This window comes from Okeania sp. SIO2C2, assembly GCF_010692625.1.
GTDB classification, from domain to species: Bacteria; Cyanobacteriota; Cyanobacteriia; order Cyanobacteriales; family Microcoleaceae; genus Okeania; species Okeania hirsuta.
This window is the reverse complement of sequence record NZ_JAAHGM010000049.1, coordinates 1-16,190: the sequence shown is the minus strand read 5'-3', so window position 1 is coordinate 16,190 and position 16,190 is coordinate 1. Positions and strand designations below refer to the sequence as shown.

Here is a 16,190-nt window from a genome sequence, read left to right as displayed (position 1 = left end):
TTATTAATTATTAATTATTAATTATTGAAAAGCATCTACCAAAATTTATGTCTAATTTTTTTGGTTGGGAAGTGCGAAACCTTCCTATATTAGGACTTCTGTGGCGACAGATAGAAGCAGCACCTAAACCTGTTCCTGAAGATTCTATTCTATTGCGAGTCATGGTACAGGCGTTAGTCATAGTAGGCATTATTGCCGTTGATGTAGCCGCCGGGGTAGCAACAGACGAACTTCCTTTAACTATTTGGGCCGCTCCATTAAGTATTATAGGGGCAATTTGGAGTTGGTATAACCGCTACAAACGAAACATACCAGCTAAATTTTGTTTGGCGATCGGAATGTTATTGGCGTTAGCTGATTTTTTGGGTAGGTTAGTTACTGAGTTGAGTGATACGCGACTGGTATTGGGGGAATTCTTGATTCAACTTCAGGTCTTACATAGCTTTGACTTGCCTAGACGGAAAGACTTGGGTTATTCGATGACTATCGGGCTAATTTTGTTAGGGGTCGCAGGTACTATCAGTCAAACTTTAACTTATGGCCCAGTGTTGCTGTTGTTTATAGCGATCGCTATTCCTTGCTTGATTTTAGATTATAGGTCTAGGTTAGGTTTACAATCGAGAATCTTAGGTAAAACATCAGAAGTTAAGAAAAAACAGCAGAAAATATCTTTATTAAATGCTACTTTATCCCCCAAGCGATTAACAATATTATTATTAGTAATTATTGGATTAGGTTTAGGAATTTTTGCTCTTTTACCTAGATTACCTGGTTATCAAGTACGAACTTTTCCTGTTAGTGCCCCAATTAATTTTGATGTAGAAAATTTTGATGGGCGAACTATTACAAACCCTGGTTATATTAGTCAAGGCAGAGGGGATGGAGATGATTCTGGTGGAGGAAGTGGAACTAATCAAGAATCAGGTCCAGGAACTTTAGATAATACTTATTATTATGGATTTAATACTAAAATCAATCAAAATTTACGCGGACAATTAATTCCTCAAATTGTCATGCGGGTGAGGTCACAAGCTGAAGGTTTTTGGCGAGTATTAGCCTTTGATAAATATACAGGCGAAGGTTGGGAAATTTCTCGGAACGATAAATCCTTTACTTTAAATCGCCCTCGTTGGTCTTACCAATTTTATGTTAATTGGCCGAGGAATAGGTTTGAAAATGAAACTAGAGAAGTAATTCAAAGCTACACAATTGTTTCTCAGTTGCCGAATTTAATTCCGGCTTTATATCAAGCAAGAGAAGTATATTTCCCCACTGAAAAAATAGCAATTGACCCTGATGGTAATTTGCGTTCTCCTCTTGAACTTCGGGAAGGTTTAACATATACAGTCATTTCTGATGTTCCTTATCGAGACCGTACTATTTTAAATCAGGTAGGTACAAATTATCCAGAAAGTATTAGCAAATATTATCTACAAATTCCTCCAGAAATTGCCGAAAAGGTAAGACAAAAAACAGAGGAGATATTAGCGAACAAAAATAAAGTTGCTCAATCAAGTAATCCCATTACTTCACCTTATGAAAAGGCACTTTATTTATCCCAATATCTCAAACAAAATCCTAATTATAAACTGCAAAAAGAACCTCCATTTTTTGTTGAAGGTGAAGATTTAGTATCAGCATTTTTATTTGGTTATCAAAATAGCCCGGAAGGGGAAAAAATTATCGGCGGTTATGGCGACCATTTTTCTACTGTATTGACAATAATGTTACGTTCTATTGGCATCCCGGCAAGATTAGTAGCGGGTTATTCTCCAGGAGAATTTAATCCTTTTACTGGTTTATATGTGGTTAAAAATACAGATGCTTATATGATGACAGAGGTATATTTTCCTGGGTATGGATGGTTTGCTTTTAATCCTATTCCGGGAATGCCTTTAACTCCTCCTTCTATTGAAAAAAATGAAACTTTTAGTGCATTAATGACTTTTTGGAAGTGGGTAGCTGGTTGGTTACCTTCTCCTGTAACTGGTTTTTTAGAGAGATTTATTGATGGAATATTCGGTTGGGTATTGGGAATTATTAGTTGGTTTTTTGCTCTCTTTTCTCAAGGTTGGCAAGGCATATTTACTGGTTTAATTTTAGCTACTTCTTTGGCTTTCTTGGGTTGGTTATTGTATATATTTTGGCGAGGATGGCGTTACGGTCGGTGGTTAGCTAAGTTATCTCCAGTGGAGAGTATATATCAACAAATGTTGAGTTTGATGGCGAGTAAGGGATTAGTTAAACATCGTTTTCAGACACCTTTTGAATATACTCAAGCTATTAAGGAATATAATTCTATAAATGAAGTAGAAATAATTGAAGAAATTTCTCAAGCTTATGTGGGATGGCGTTATGGTCGTAAGGAAGTTAATTTAACTAGATTAAAAAATTTACTCCGAAGTTTAAAGCGAAGTATTAGGCGTAGGTTAAATTAAGGTAATCAGAAGAAGATGATTTAATACGAAAAAATGGCGTTGGTGAAGCGCGTGTATGATATTAATCTTAATTATTTAGGAGTCAGGAGTCAGGAGTCAGGAGTCAGGAGTCAGAAGTTAGGAGTCAGGAGGAAAGAAAGAAGAAGAAAGAATAGTAGAGGGAGAAAGTTTTTTGTTTGCGCTCTTATCCGGACAAGACATCATACTTCAAATGACCAACGCCGAAAAAACTACGATCGCTCATGTATATAGGAAGGAATGAGCTGGTTAGGAATTATGTTGATGATCGACCAAATCAGGGAAAATGTTTTTCCTACAGATGAGCTGTTCCCTACTATTACTTTACAGTGGTTTTCATTTGGGTAGACCACAGTAGGGACGTTCCATGGAAGGTCCTTACAAGGTTTTGCTTGTGAAGATGTGGTTCATCAATTTGAAAAGCGCTGTAGGGACAGGAGTTAGGGATTTTTTCGAGAAAAACACTATATATGCCATAGTGCTATAGTTTTTATCTACTATATGTAGTTCCTGACCATAAGTCCTGATGGAGTAGGGAAAGGAATGAGCTTTTCTCTACTATGATTTTAGGCACAGGAGTTAGGGATTTTTTCGAGAAAAACACTATATATGCCATAGTGCTATAGTTTTATCTACTATATGTACTTCTTTAACGTAAGTCCTGATCGAGTAGGGAAAGCAATGAGCTGCTTAAGAGTGATCCTGATGATCAATCAAATCAGGGAAAATATTTTTCCTACAGATGAGCTGTTCCCTACTATGATTTTAGGCACAGGAGTTAGGGATTTTTTTCGAGAAAAACACTATATATGCCATAGTGCTATAGTTTTTATCTACTATATATAGTTTATTCTTGGATAAATGGTATTATTAGTGATATTAAATAGGTTAAATCATATCCGCTTAATAGTGTGATATCGGGATTCTCAAATTATTGAGATACAGTTGTTTTTCTTCTTTTCTCACAGGAGTGTGCTACCAGGTGCGTCTGTCGTACCCCGAGGGTTCGCACCCCTATCCCCTGTTTCCCCAAATTACTAATCCCTACTCCCTACTCCCTACTCCTTACTCCCTAAAACAAACGAATTTTGTACCTCATGCTTCTTGGCAATGGTTATATCTAACATTTGTAATATTATTGTATCGATTCTATTGCTTTTTTTCACTGACATTATTAATTTTAAAAATGCCTAACTCTGTACCACATATTTTACAGAATTTGGCATCTATATCGTGGATAGAAAAACCACAACCACTGCATGATTTTTCTATATTTTTAGTTGTTTTTATCAGTTGTTTAATTAAATCCCCCAGTTGAGAAGGAATTAAACTAATACCTGTTAATATCATTAAAACGGTTAATAAACGACCACTTTCTGAAATAGGAATTAGATCGCCAAATCCAACAGTTGTCATTGTAACAACTGAAAAATATACAGCATCTAAAAAATTCTTAAATGATTCAGGATTTACGCGGTGCTCTACTTGATAAATTAAGCCAGAAAAGATAAAAATAATTGTAAATAAAGTAAATAATATTCTGGCAAAAATCACTCCATCTTCTGTACTAATCCGAAAAATATAAATTTTGAATTTGAGGAATCGAATTAATTTTAGAATTCGGAACCATCTGATAATTCTAATAAAACTCAGTTCTAAAAAACCTGGAAAAATAGGTAAAATTGCTAGTAAATCAATAATAGAAAAAAAACTAAAAACAAACTTGATTTTTTGATCTGCACACCAAAATCTAAGTAAATATTCAACGGCAAAAAACACTAAAATAGCATCATTGATTAGTTCTAGTATAATAAAAATATTCTCTGGAATTGGATAAGTCTCGGCAACAAAAATAGCTGAAGAAAATAAAATCAAAAATAGCAGAATAAAGTTAATAGCTTTACCGATAGGAGTTTCAATATCTTCCAAATAAAATGCTAGATTTTTTTTTGTGAGTTCAAGTAACATAATTTCTCATCTTCTGCTTGAGAGCAGTAACTATCAAACTAAATTGTCATTATAATGTTTTACAATGAATCTGCCAATGTCTCTACAAGTTAATTATGTCTGACCTAGAATCAAATTTATCTGCTCTAGTTGCCAAGGTTTCACAACTGGAAAAATAACAAGTTACTCTCAAAAAATATGTTGTTAAGTTGAAACATACTTTAGACGAGCAAATAGAAAATTTTAATCATCGACCGGAAGCACAAGATATCGAAAATTTACAGGAAAATTTTGTTGCTTTAACTCTACATTTAGATGAATTATTAGCTTTAAAGAATCCCATAAAATCGACGACGGAAACTCAAGATAAATCTCCGGATAATTGGCAAAATACTGAAGAAGATCAAAATCAATTAGTATTTGACCGTACTGATATTTATGGTGTATTAATCGAAGCATTAGAAACAGTTCAAGCACGATTAATTATTGTTTTTCCTTAGTTAAACTGTAATAGTATTGATCGACATTTACTGAAGAAATTCAAGGATTTTTTAAACCACAAATTTCAGATAGATATTGGTTGGGGATATTTAGGCGATCGCTCGAATATTGGCAAAGGTTGAAAATATAATGCTTTGGTAGATTTACAAGAATTAGAAGAAAGTTATCCTGGTCTATTTCGGTTGAAGTTGTTAGGAACTCACGAAAATTTTCTGGTGTGTGATGAGAAGTTTGCTTTTGTGGGGAGTCATAATTTTTTAGCTTCGGGCGAGGAAAGTCTGGAACGAGAAGTGGGTATTCGGACGACAGATATAAAAATTATTCAAGGATTAATTAACCGTTTTGATAATGCTGAAGTTTTGGAGGAAGCAGAAATTAATCGCAGATTTGCAGCAAGTGTGAAAAGTTTGGATGAGGTGGAATATTTGCCTGGAGTTATTGATGAAAGTGAAATGGAATTTCAGAAGATTTCGATGGTGGTAAATAAAGATGAGGAGGAAGAAGAAGAGGGATATTTGCCTGGAGTTATTGATGAGAATGAAATGGAATTTCAGGATATTTCGATGATGGTAGATGAAGATGAGGAGGAAGAAGAAAGTCAAGAACCTGTGGTTAGTGCTGAGGAATTTTTGCGTAGATATAGTGAGGGAGAACGAGATTTTACTGGGATTAATTTGTCTGGTGTTGATTTGAGTGGGAAGTCTTTTGATGATTCAAAATTAAATTTGAGTAATGCTAATTTTAATGGTGCAAATTTGAGTGGAGCAAGTTTTCAATCAGTTAATTTAACAGGTGCAAAATTTCGAGGTACTGACTTATCTAAAAGTAAGTTAAATTCGGCAAACCTAAGTGAAGCTAAGTTGATTAATACTAACCTCTGTGAAGCTGATTTAAGTTCAGCGAATCTCAGTCAAGCTAAGTTGATTAATACTGATTTAAGTAAAGCAAGAATGGTTTCTACAAATCTAGAACAGGTAAAGTTTAGAAATGTGAATCTTAGTCAAACTTATTTATGTTTGGTAAATTTTACTAAATCTAACTTGAGTGGAATTAATTTTAGCCAAGCTAAAACACCAAACAAAAGCAACTTCAGTGGTGCAAATCTCACAAAAGCAAATTTTAGTGGCTTATTTTTAAGGAATACAGATTTTACGAATGTAAATTTGGGTCAAACTGATTTAAGTAAAGCTAATTTGTTAAACGCAAACCTTAAAGGAGCAAACGTACAAATGGTAAAAATTAACCAAGCACTTTGTAGCGAAGCAACTGTTTTTCCTGAAGGGTTTAATTATACTAAATTGGGTGTTTATTTTCTTGCTCCTAATGTTTCATTAAGAGGAGTAAATTTATCAGGCACTGATTTAAGGGGAGTCAATTTGAGTGGAGCAGATTTAAGAGAAGCAAATCTAGACGGAGCAATATTAGATAAAACTGATTTAAGATATGCAAATTTGAGTGGAGCAAGTTTAAGAGATGCAAATTTGCGAGAAGCTAAACTAAATGCAACAGAGTTAACAAAAGCTGACCTTCGTAATGCAAATCTTAATAGTGCAAAACTCAGAGGAGCTAACTTAATTTCAGCAGACTTACGAGCAGTTATAACATATTCTACTGATTTATCTGGTGCAAATTTAACTGATGCTAAACTAGGTGGAGAATTATTGGAAAAAGCTAACCTAAAAGGCGCAATAATGCCAGACGGTTCAACCCACGAATAATATAAATAGTAGGTTGGGTTGACAGAGGAAACCCAACTAAAAAGTTTGGTCGCCCTTCATAGTAATGTATCAAATCCGGTACATCAGTGTAATTGGCGTTGCACAGTGACGAATGATTCTAGATTTTGGATGCCTGAATTTGGAATTGGGGAATTACTAAAATGATTAGTTAATGGTTTTTTTAGTCAAGGTCCGAGCCAATTTTTGGCAGCATCATTCCATAATGTGCAACCCCGTGTAATTAGATAAAGAGGGTGGGAAGTTTGAAGAGATGGGTAGATAAAGAAAGATGTGGCAATGGCGCATCAGTTGGAAAATTTTTTTATACCGAACCCGAGCGGACTTGATATTAGAAATATTATAGACAGAACTTACGCATTTTTCCAACAAAAACACTACATATACCATAGTGCTATAGTTTTTATCTACTATATGTAGTGCTTTTGCTTAAGTCCTGATAGAAATATTACAGCAGTCGCCATTATTATTAGGACATTCTCGCTCCTCTCAAATGGACAAATTTATTCCGTACTGCAAGTTTAACTTTAGACTTCAGATAGATGGAAATGCTCAACACCTTTAAGGGAGCAAGATGCTCCCACTCTCATGCTCCATAACCAAAATAATTACAATACACTACTACCAAAAATGTATCTATATACTTTTTTCTCTTCTCCTGACTCCTGACCAAAAAGTAAGGTAAATAGCTTCCCCTTTTAAGGGCAGGGCTAATTCATTGTCGCCAGAGAAAAATATTGAGGAGTACAAGTTTGGCCATATTCTCAAGTATTTCATGGTTTTTTCCCGAAATGATCACTCTTAAACAGAAAAAATTGTTACGGAGTCAGTCGCGATCGCAAACAACCAGGAGGAGTACAAGTTTGGCCATATTCTCAAGTATTTCATGGTTTTTTCCCGAAATTATCACTCTTAAACGGCTTTGTTGCATGAAAGTAGCGATCGCAAACACCAGAACGATTGAAATGGAAAACTAGCTCAGAGCAAGGGTCTTGTCTGAACCCATTTCAATTCGAGGGCGACTTCAGTTCTGGATTTACAACAGCAGAAAAATCTGCTCCAAATCGTGAGCAATGGTACGAATAGCAGTAGTGAGGGAAGAATAGCCATGAAGGCGACAGATAGCGATCGCCAACTGACGAATCACAGAAAAATTAGCTGCAGCTTGAGAGTGCCGAATTAGACTCTTGTCCTCTCCAAACACTACATCTTTAACCCAATGTAGTCGATTCTCAATTCCCCAATGTCCCTGAATTCCTACTGCAAATTCTGCAGCACTCAACTCTAGACTACTAATGTAGTAAGCTGTTTGATCATAATCAACACCTGCTCGTTTACCCTGACGCTCTACTTTAATCAAAGACTTAATTCCCTCCCACTCAGAGCTAATTCCCAACAGATGATTAAACACAGATACTGTTCTACAAACCAAAGGATTTCTGCATTTGTCTTATGATATATCAATACTACTTGGTTGTGTTTGTTTAGTCGTTAGTTGTACCTGTTGGTACAATTTTTTTTGATTACCTTTGAGTGCTACCCTTGTAATGATTGTCACTGTCAATGATTAACTTGACTGTTTTTTTTGACCATGTAAGGCATCACAAGTAAAAACCACTCCTTTGAGGTTTAAGCTAGTCAATATGCTTTGGACAACAGCAATTTCACTACTTTCTTGATTGTGAAATTGCTCTACAGGTACAGGTACTCCTTGACAATTACTGAACACAGAAACAACATTGACAAAGTTTTGGTAAGAACTATTACAATCACTCACAGTAGACCTAATACTCTTACCATCTACTGCTAACCATTCGGCCTCTTGAATTGTGATTTGCTGTTTAGCCCATTGATTGAATACTTGAGCCAACTGAGCAAAATCAATTCTGGTCATCATTCGCCGAAATGTAGAATCAGAAGGAAAACTCAAAGGTGATAGCTCTAGTTGTTGGTGTAAGGCCAGGTGATGACGACGAGGAAAATCTTCTAGGGCACAATAGGAGAAACAACCGCTCATTGTACCCATAATTACTAACAGTAATACTAACCATAATGGATAACGTCTCCCTCTGGCAGCTCGAAAATCTGGTAACAGGGCCAAGATTTGTAACAAGTTCATTTCTATCTAAGCCCTAAATAGAGAATATTTGGCTTCACTCAATACTTGACACCAATCATTGTACTCCTCAATATTTTTCTAAGCGTGACAATGAATTAGCCCTGCCTTGGAAAGGGGATGAAAAAGCGGTCGTTAGCGCAGCTTCCCGTAGGGTGGGATGGCTCAGAAACCTGCGCCATATCCAATCGACCAAGAGAAAATCAACTTCAGTATTTTCGTAGCCTCCCTATTCCATGAGGTACTGATAACTGATAACTAATAACTGATAACTGAAATGACTTCTGACTTCATAACAACCCTCCTCGCTGAATTCTCTGCTGTTGTATAGTCTCCTTCTTAGCAAAAGCAGCATCTAGTTGATCCAATAACTTCCCAATCTTTTCCTTTGCCTCCTTGCTAGTCTGAGGTTGCCTATTTAACCAGGACATTGCCCTTCTTCGCCCCTTTTGACTTGCCACAATTAAAGCACCCCAAGCAATAGCATTAGTTTCAGCTTGATTTACCCTTAAAGCAGCATCAACTCGGTTGCGCAGACGACCAGTATCATTTTGCAGTAATTTACCAATCTCATAAGTGCTGCTCAAATTATTTTCAAACACACTTAGACTTTCTTGCCAACGACCATCAATTAAACCAGCCAAAACTTTTTGACTTGGACTTGCCCAAGAAGCGATCGCCTGAGCTTCTGTAATCTTGGCATGAAATTTAATTAAATCAAATTGAGCTTGTGCTTTTTCAGGCCATTGAGATTCATCCATTAAATTCTTTCGCAAAGGTTGAATTAAAGCAAAAGCACCAGACCATAAACCATTACGAGCTAATCTCAAGGTATCTTTATAATAGCTATCTGCAATAGGAATTTCGTCAAGAGAAATTTTCTCTAACTCAATCGGATTAAGTATAAACTTTCGTGGTTGAATCCAATAAATATCAAAATCAGGATCTAATCCCACAGTTTGCTCAACCACCAACTCTGGATCTCCTCCTCCAGTCATTTCCTGCCAGATGGGAGCTTGACCAGCAGCACTTTTCCATTCCAACATTGAACTCAAGTAATTTTTTTTGGGGTTGTAATTGACAATTTGTCCATAAGGAATAGTCTTATTATTTTGTAATCTTTGACCACTGACAGTAAACCAAACTCCAGCAGTGGGAACTTTGCCTTGAAAACGACGTACTGTTGTTACAGGTAAAGGTTGATTTGAGCCTTGGGGAGCAGAGACAGACTCAATAACAGATGAAATGACAAAAGATTCAGCAGGACCTTGGAGTGGTAAAGTATTAACTAATCGAAAATATGGTTTACTGCCTTCTCTTTGGTTAACAGATAAAACTGACTGATAGACTCGCAACTCTACTAATTCCCGACAAGGAGTTTCACAGGGCAAAGAAGCTCTTGAATCAATTTGCTTCATTACTGGCACTAATACATCTAAAACAGAATCTGCTGTTGTACTAGGAAGAGAAAAAGTTTCTCCAGTACTAAATCCTCCCTCTTTGATACTACCTTTAATTTGTTCAAGAGTTTGCAAAGATTTATTCCCGGATATATAAAATTGAGTCCACTGTGGTAATGATTGATTAAACCAGACTATAGCATTCGGATCGGAAATTAACTTTACACTAATCCATGCCCCCATTGCCATCAAACCAGAGCCACCAAATAATAAACTTACCCCTGCCCATTCAACAATCCATTTTTTCCAAGGTAAGGATTTTAAAGAAAACTTTTGAGATTTAGATAATTTCCTCTGATGCCTAGATTTAGGGACAGAAGTTATCCGGCTAATTTGTAGAGTTTTCTTACTTCTAGGATAATAAGATTTCTGAGCTGTTTTAGCAACTTTGGGAAACTTAGCTTGATTGTAACTGGCTTTGGAACCTTGAATCTTCCTTTTCATCATCCTAGCAATACCTGCTCATAGCGCTGACCTTGAACTTCCCAAGTATACTCCGTTTCTATCAGCGATCGCCCATTTTCTGACAACGTTTGTCTCAACTGCCCATCCTCAAATAAGCGACTAATGGCCTCTACATACTCTGCTACTTGATTTGCTCTTAATGCTTTTAGTGGTGTATTTGCACCATCAACTGCTAGACCTTCTAAACCACGGTCACTGGCCACAACAGGCGTACCTGCTGCCATTGCTTCTAAAGTTTTATTTTTAATTCCAAAACCAGTACGCATCGGAATCACACAAACAGTCGCTTGATGTAAATATTCTGCCATTGAAGGTACGCGACCTGTAACTTTTACTCCTGGGCGAGTTGAAAGTTCCTGCACTTCTGGTACTGGTCTTGCCCCTACCAGAGCTAAAGTTGTATCAGGATAACGTTTTTGTACTTCTGGTAATATTTCCAAAGTCAGAAAGCGAACCGCATCAATATTAGGAAAATTATCCATAGCTCCCACAAAAATTAATTGATGTCCCCCTGGGTCCTTACTTCGATAGGGAAACTGAGTAAAATCTACTCCATTCGGAATAACTGATATTTGACTATTGGGGTTAAACTCTTGCAGTTGTTTCCCATCTTCCTCAGTTGTTGCGACTATACAGGAAAATTTTGAACAGTAGCGTTTTTCATAACGAAGCAGTAAGGGAAGATTCAATCTATCTCGCAATGGTTTTTCTGCTGTACCAGTTTCTAACTGTTGCTTACAAGTACCATAAACCGAACTATGGACATTAACTAGAGTTTTTAGTTGTTGTTGCCATTGAGGGCGAATATAAATTTCATTCACACAATGTTCACAAGTAATGGCCTCACATTTACCTGCTGCCACAAACTCATCCACCCAATTTTGCATTGTTGGCGAATATATTGAAAGAACACTTGGTGGAGTACCTTCAATCAGAAAATTACTAAAACGTCTTAGTTTTACTAATGTTCCTTTTGTTGGTTCTTGGGGGCGCGGAAATACGGCCAACTCTTCTACATAAGATCGCAATGAATCTATTTCTGAATCATTGACATCTGGAGACAGTTGTGTTAATAAAGTAACAGAATGTTTTTGACTCAAATATTTGAGTAGATTAAAAGTTCTAACTTGCGTACCACCTCGACTGGGAGGATAAGGAAAGGTGGAGGAAAGCATTAAGATTTGCATAAAGTTTGTAAGTTCCCCTAGATTTTTCTTTATATACAGGTAATTTATTATATTTAATGGCAATATTATATAGCGTTTCCCAAGCTAATGAGGTACAGTTGTTTTTCTTCTTTATCGATTCCTACGGAACGAGAATTACTACTCCCTACTCCCTACTCCCTAAAACCAAGGAATTTTGTACCTGCCACTTTTTGGGAATTACTATATTATTAATTTTAGTTAGATTTTGAATATTTTAATTTTACAAATAGATTTTATGGTGGAAAAGTCAAATATAGTTAAAGCATTAAAAAAACCAAATCTAGCCTTGAAGAAAGGTAAGCGTTTTTTAGCACATAATCTGGAAGATGTTATCAGAATTATTACCCAACAACACAAACTTTCAGAAATAGTTAATCAAAAGGAAATTCGAGTGGCAGGTATGAAACGCAGTGGGAATCATGCCATTATTAACTGGGTGAAAAGTCAACAGAATGGTGATGTAGGATTTATTAATAATGTATTAGCTAATCAAAACCCCTATCGGTACAAGTATGAAAATCTACGAGATAAATTTCCAGAACATAAATGGGCAATAGAACATAACCGCCAACAAGCTAAAGGAAATTTTATTAAAAGAGATTGTTTGATTTACAGCTATGAAGATTTTCCCCTGGAGCAGATAGCAAATGATAAATTTGAACGTAACCACGATATATACTTAGGAAAAAGTGCTACTAGGTACGATCTACTTATTATTAGAGACCCTTTTAATCTGCTTGCAAGTAGACTAAAGATATCTTCTAAGGTGGCATATTTTTTATCAGTAAATTCTCCGAATAAAACCATGATTGATTTGTGGCTAGATTATGCAAAAGAATATTTAGGAGAAACAAATTATCTCAAGCACAACAAAGTTTGTGTCAATTTATAATCAATGGTTTGCTGATGTTGAATATCGGCGAAATATTGCGGATAAACTCCAAATGGAATTTTCTGATGCAGGAATTGATATGGTAACGAGTTTTGGTGGAGGTAGTTCATTTGAAGGAAAAGAATTTGATGGCAAAGCAACATCAATGGATGTCTTAAACCGATGGCGAAAAGTAGTCGATAATCCTCAATACAAGAAGTTTTTTAATCGGGAAATATTTGAATATTCAGAGCGAATATTTGGTCATATTCCCGGCACAGAATCTTTAATGAATTAAGTAACAATCAGCCAAAAAAATTACCATTAGTTATCATTCAAGACCAGGTTAATTATCTATTAAAATTATTTCATCAAATATATAATTTATTATGACAAAAGTTAGCGTTTGTATTCCCACTTATAACCGAGCTAATTTGCTTCCTTATGCAGTAAATAGTGTTTTGAACCAAACTTATGATGATTTTGAATTAATCATAACTGATGATGGCTCAAAAGATAATACTGCTGAAGTAGTTAGTCAGTGGAATGACTCTAGAATTCACTATATTCAGCATCCTCAAAATATTGGACGTAGTAAAAATATGCGTTCTGGTTTTGATGCTGCTACAGGAGATTATTTTATCAAATTTGATGATGATGATGCCTTGACTCCAGAATTTTTAGAGAAAACTGTGGCAGTATTAGATGAGATGCAAAATGTAGATTTTGTCTGTACAAGTCATTGGGTTATTAATGAAAAAAGTGAACGGGAAGAAGTTGCCACGAGAGAAAATGCAGCTAAGTGGGGAAAGGATAAGTTGGAGCAAGGAATTATCCCTAACTTACTTAAAGAAACATTTCAATACCAAAGTTTGCAGGTGGGTTCAACTTTGTTTCGTCGTTCTTGCCTACAAGAAGTTGATTATATGCGGCCTGAAGCAGATGGATGTGAAGACTTTGATTTGCTGGTCAGATTAGCAGTAATCGGAAAAGTTGGATATTTTATTCCAGAATATCTCATGGAATATCGTTTTCATAACCGTCAAACCAGTTTAAAACAAGATATTCACTTTTTATCTGCTAAAACTTTCTGTATTAATAGTTATAAATTTGATGATCAGAAGTTGGAAAAATCACGTTTATTTAAGTTAGCAGATACGAAACAGAATCTAGGAATTAGATTAATTGAAAAGGGTGAAAGTGTTAAAGGGAGAAAATTATTACAAGAATCAAGCCAAATACTAGGAACTTCGTTCAAGACTAGATTTGCTTTAGTATTATCTTACCTACCCCTAAATTTACGACAATTTGCTTTGCAAAGTTTTAGGAAATTTCGTCCTCAAGACTATGCAGACCGAGTTAGAAAAGCAACTACTTAAGTTGGAAATAACTGGTAGAATTTTTTAGTGGCGTTGGTAAATGGAAAGATGAACTGAGTAATCTACTCATAGGATGGGTAGGGCAAAATGGAATATGTAGATAGTGCTGGAGCTAAAGTTAGCCTATGCAATGCCCAGAGTGTGCTAGTAAACATATCCGCAAAAATGGTCATCGAGGAGACAAGCAAAATTATCTATTGTTAGATGTGGTCGCCAGTTTATAGAAGTCTATAACAAACCTGGATATAGCCTGGATACCAAAGCTTTATGAAGAGAAATTTATGTCAATGGTATGGGGTTCCAGGGGATTAGCTGAGTTACTGGGGTTGCCCATGGCACAATTATTAATTGGGTCAGACAGGTAGGAAAACTTTTACCTGATATTTATGACTCAGAAGTAATCCCAGAAGTTGGAGAATTGGATGAGTTACAAACTTTTGTCTCAAAAAAAAAATCAAGTTTGGATTTGGACAGTGGTAGACCATTTTCGGCCAGGGATTCTCGGTTGGGTCATCAGAAACCGTAGTGCTGAAACTTTTATTTGGCTCTGGCAAGCGATTGCTAACGCTTGTTGGCAATGCTATTTCTGGGTCAGTGATGGGAATCCTGTTTATAAAGTCTTTATTCCTGAGCAAGACCAAATTATCAGTAAGACCTAAATGAGGAGGGTGGAAGGAGAAAATACTAGTTTACGGCACTACCCCCGCTCGACTGCACCAGAAAACATTGTGCTACTCCTTTCTCTGTAGGGATGCTGAAGCATTCCATAAGACTTTTAATTCATTATCTCAAGTTTGGAGATGTAACTGTTCCTGCCTGATTTATCTTTGAATTTACCAACGCCTTTTTAGCGATCGCCACTCGATCAATTTTCCTACAAGATGATGATTACTCAATATTGGCTTGGCAATGATACAGGCCATTTTTTTGCCCAAGTCCTGTTATATCAAATCCGGTTGAATACTTATCATATATTTGGGGGTGGGGAGTAGGGGAGTAGGGGAGATTGAACTACTCCCTTCCCCCTAGAAGATTACCTAAAAACCCAGACAAATATGCTACACTGATAACACAAAGATGATCTGCACAGAAATCTATGAAAAACAAAACTTTGCAGTTAGGTTATCGCCAACTAGATGGAGAGTTATGGCCTAAACTATACTACAAAAACCAAAAGCAGTACATCATAGCAAGATGATTAGGGATTCAATATTTGTATGAAGGAAGAAGCAGAAAAGAGGTAGCAGAATTATGAGGTTGTACTGATCAAACATTAACAACATGGATAGATAAATATATTGAAAATGGACTATTGGGATTGACTGTATCAATAAAACACAAAATCAAGTTTAGACTGAGGGAAGAACAAAAACAACAAGTGAAGGAAATGCTGTTGCCCTCACAACCAAGAGTTCATGGGGTAGATAGAAATATTTGCACAGGAAAAATCATCTGTAGTGTGATTCAAAAAAAATGGGGAGTAGAATTAAAAAATAGCAGAATATATGTATGAAATTTTAGCAGAGCTTCATTGATCACATCAGAAGGCACATAGAGATAATGAAAATGCAGATAAAGATCAGCAAAGAGAATTTGTAGATACTTTAAACAAAACTGGAATCGTTAGAAAATAGGCAAAAAATAGTATTTTTTGATGAATTTGCTGTATATGACCGTCCCAGTATATTTTCTGATTGGGCAGAAAAAAATACTCGACCTCAAATCAAAAGTAATCAACGAAGAAAGGGTCAAAAAATCAATAGACATCTCCGGAAATAGTCGAACACTTACTATAACTATCTTTGAGGAAGCGTTATAGCTGCCGCACTTGCTCCGCCAACGCAAATGCTAATAGAAGTTAATTTTCACGGTCAACTCAGTTTTATAGATACTTACTATTCAAAACTAGCTCAATAATAGTCAGATCAATTATTGAATTGATATCTCTATCAAGGTTGGTTTAATACTACAAAATAAATGTACCTATTCGTCATCGCGCCCAGGCCACAAATAGTCTTAATTATTTGCACATATTTCTCAGGATTTAGTCT

At 36.0% G+C, this 16,190-nt stretch carries 14 protein-coding genes and 1 pseudogene; 10 read left to right on the top strand and 5 right to left on the bottom strand.

The features are described from left to right. The first annotated feature begins 47 nt into the window (after nt 1-47). Together F6K18_RS27195 and F6K18_RS27190 are read left to right on the top strand one after the other, a co-directional pair. Nucleotides 48-2,438, top strand: a complete 2,391-nt coding sequence (locus F6K18_RS27195) for a DUF3488 and DUF4129 domain-containing transglutaminase family protein (protein ID WP_287525442.1) — start codon at nt 48-50, stop codon at nt 2,436-2,438. A 33-nt stretch (nt 2,439-2,471) separates the two neighbouring features. Next, nucleotides 2,472-2,690 carry a hypothetical protein gene (locus tag F6K18_RS27190; RefSeq protein WP_287525441.1) on the top strand — a complete coding sequence of 73 codons (219 nt, stop codon included), beginning with the start codon at nt 2,472-2,474 and terminating at the stop codon, nt 2,688-2,690. Between the two features lie 915 nt (nt 2,691-3,605). Here the strand turns inward: F6K18_RS27190 and F6K18_RS27185 are convergent. Further along, nucleotides 3,606-4,385 carry an ion transporter gene (locus F6K18_RS27185; protein ID WP_353735191.1) on the bottom strand — a complete coding sequence of 260 codons (780 nt, stop codon included), beginning with the start codon at nt 4,383-4,385 and terminating at the stop codon, nt 3,606-3,608. 227 nt (nt 4,386-4,612) lie between these two features. Here F6K18_RS27185 and F6K18_RS27180 point away from each other — a divergent pair, with 227 nt between their 5' ends. The 3 genes from F6K18_RS27180 to F6K18_RS27170 all read left to right on the top strand — a co-directional run bounded on the left by F6K18_RS27180 (nt 4,613) and on the right by F6K18_RS27170 (nt 7,617). Then, entirely contained in the window at nt 4,613-4,903 is a 291-nt protein-coding gene (locus F6K18_RS27180; protein ID WP_287525438.1) for a hypothetical protein, read from the top strand. A gap of 135 nt (nt 4,904-5,038) precedes the next feature. Then, entirely contained in the window at nt 5,039-6,622 is a 1,584-nt protein-coding gene (locus F6K18_RS27175) for a pentapeptide repeat-containing protein (RefSeq protein ID WP_287525436.1), read from the top strand. Nucleotides 6,623-7,392: 770 nt separating this feature from the next. Then, a complete protein-coding gene (locus tag F6K18_RS27170; protein WP_287525434.1) occupies nt 7,393-7,617 on the top strand; it encodes a hypothetical protein in 225 nt (74 codons plus the stop codon). Nucleotides 7,618-7,676: 59 nt separating this feature from the next. Here the strand turns inward: F6K18_RS27170 and F6K18_RS27165 are convergent, their stop codons facing one another. The 4 genes from F6K18_RS27165 to F6K18_RS27150 form a co-directional block, all read right to left on the bottom strand. Next, nucleotides 7,677-8,072, bottom strand: coding sequence for an ISAs1 family transposase (locus F6K18_RS27165; RefSeq protein ID WP_287280526.1), 396 nt, complete (start codon nt 8,070-8,072; stop codon nt 7,677-7,679). 135 nt (nt 8,073-8,207) lie between these two features. After that, nucleotides 8,208-8,759: an ISAs1 family transposase gene (locus tag F6K18_RS27160; RefSeq protein WP_287525432.1), complete on the bottom strand. Its 552-nt coding sequence runs from the start codon at nt 8,757-8,759 to the stop codon at nt 8,208-8,210. Between the two features lie 287 nt (nt 8,760-9,046). After that, nucleotides 9,047-10,663, bottom strand: coding sequence for a hypothetical protein (locus F6K18_RS27155; protein WP_287525430.1), 1,617 nt, complete (start codon nt 10,661-10,663; stop codon nt 9,047-9,049). Next, the gene (locus F6K18_RS27150; RefSeq protein ID WP_287525429.1) at nt 10,660-11,868 is read right to left on the bottom strand and encodes a glycosyltransferase family 4 protein; all 1,209 of its coding nucleotides are present in this window, start codon (nt 11,866-11,868) and stop codon (nt 10,660-10,662) included. Before F6K18_RS27150 ends, F6K18_RS27155 begins: the two co-directional genes overlap by 4 nt. A gap of 226 nt (nt 11,869-12,094) precedes the next feature. Between F6K18_RS27150 and F6K18_RS27145 the strand changes: the two genes are divergently transcribed. The 5 genes and pseudogenes from F6K18_RS27145 to F6K18_RS27125 all read left to right on the top strand — a co-directional run bounded on the left by F6K18_RS27145 (nt 12,095) and on the right by F6K18_RS27125 (nt 15,652). After that, entirely contained in the window at nt 12,095-12,781 is a 687-nt protein-coding gene (locus F6K18_RS27145) for a hypothetical protein (protein WP_287525427.1), read from the top strand. Next, nucleotides 12,768-13,058: a hypothetical protein gene (locus F6K18_RS27140; protein WP_287525425.1), complete on the top strand. Its 291-nt coding sequence runs from the start codon at nt 12,768-12,770 to the stop codon at nt 13,056-13,058. The genes F6K18_RS27145 and F6K18_RS27140 overlap by 14 nt, the downstream gene beginning before the upstream one ends. A 91-nt stretch (nt 13,059-13,149) precedes the next feature. Beyond that, nucleotides 13,150-14,139 (top strand): glycosyltransferase family 2 protein, encoded by a 990-nt coding sequence (locus tag F6K18_RS27135; RefSeq protein ID WP_287525423.1) that lies wholly within the window; start codon nt 13,150-13,152, stop codon nt 14,137-14,139. A gap of 125 nt (nt 14,140-14,264) precedes the next feature. Further along, nucleotides 14,265-14,959 (top strand): annotated as a pseudogene (locus tag F6K18_RS27130) (IS1 family transposase). A 498-nt stretch (nt 14,960-15,457) separates the two neighbouring features. Then, nucleotides 15,458-15,652, top strand: a complete 195-nt coding sequence (locus F6K18_RS27125) for a hypothetical protein (protein ID WP_287525422.1) — start codon at nt 15,458-15,460, stop codon at nt 15,650-15,652. The last annotated feature ends 538 nt before the right edge of the window (nt 15,653-16,190 follow it).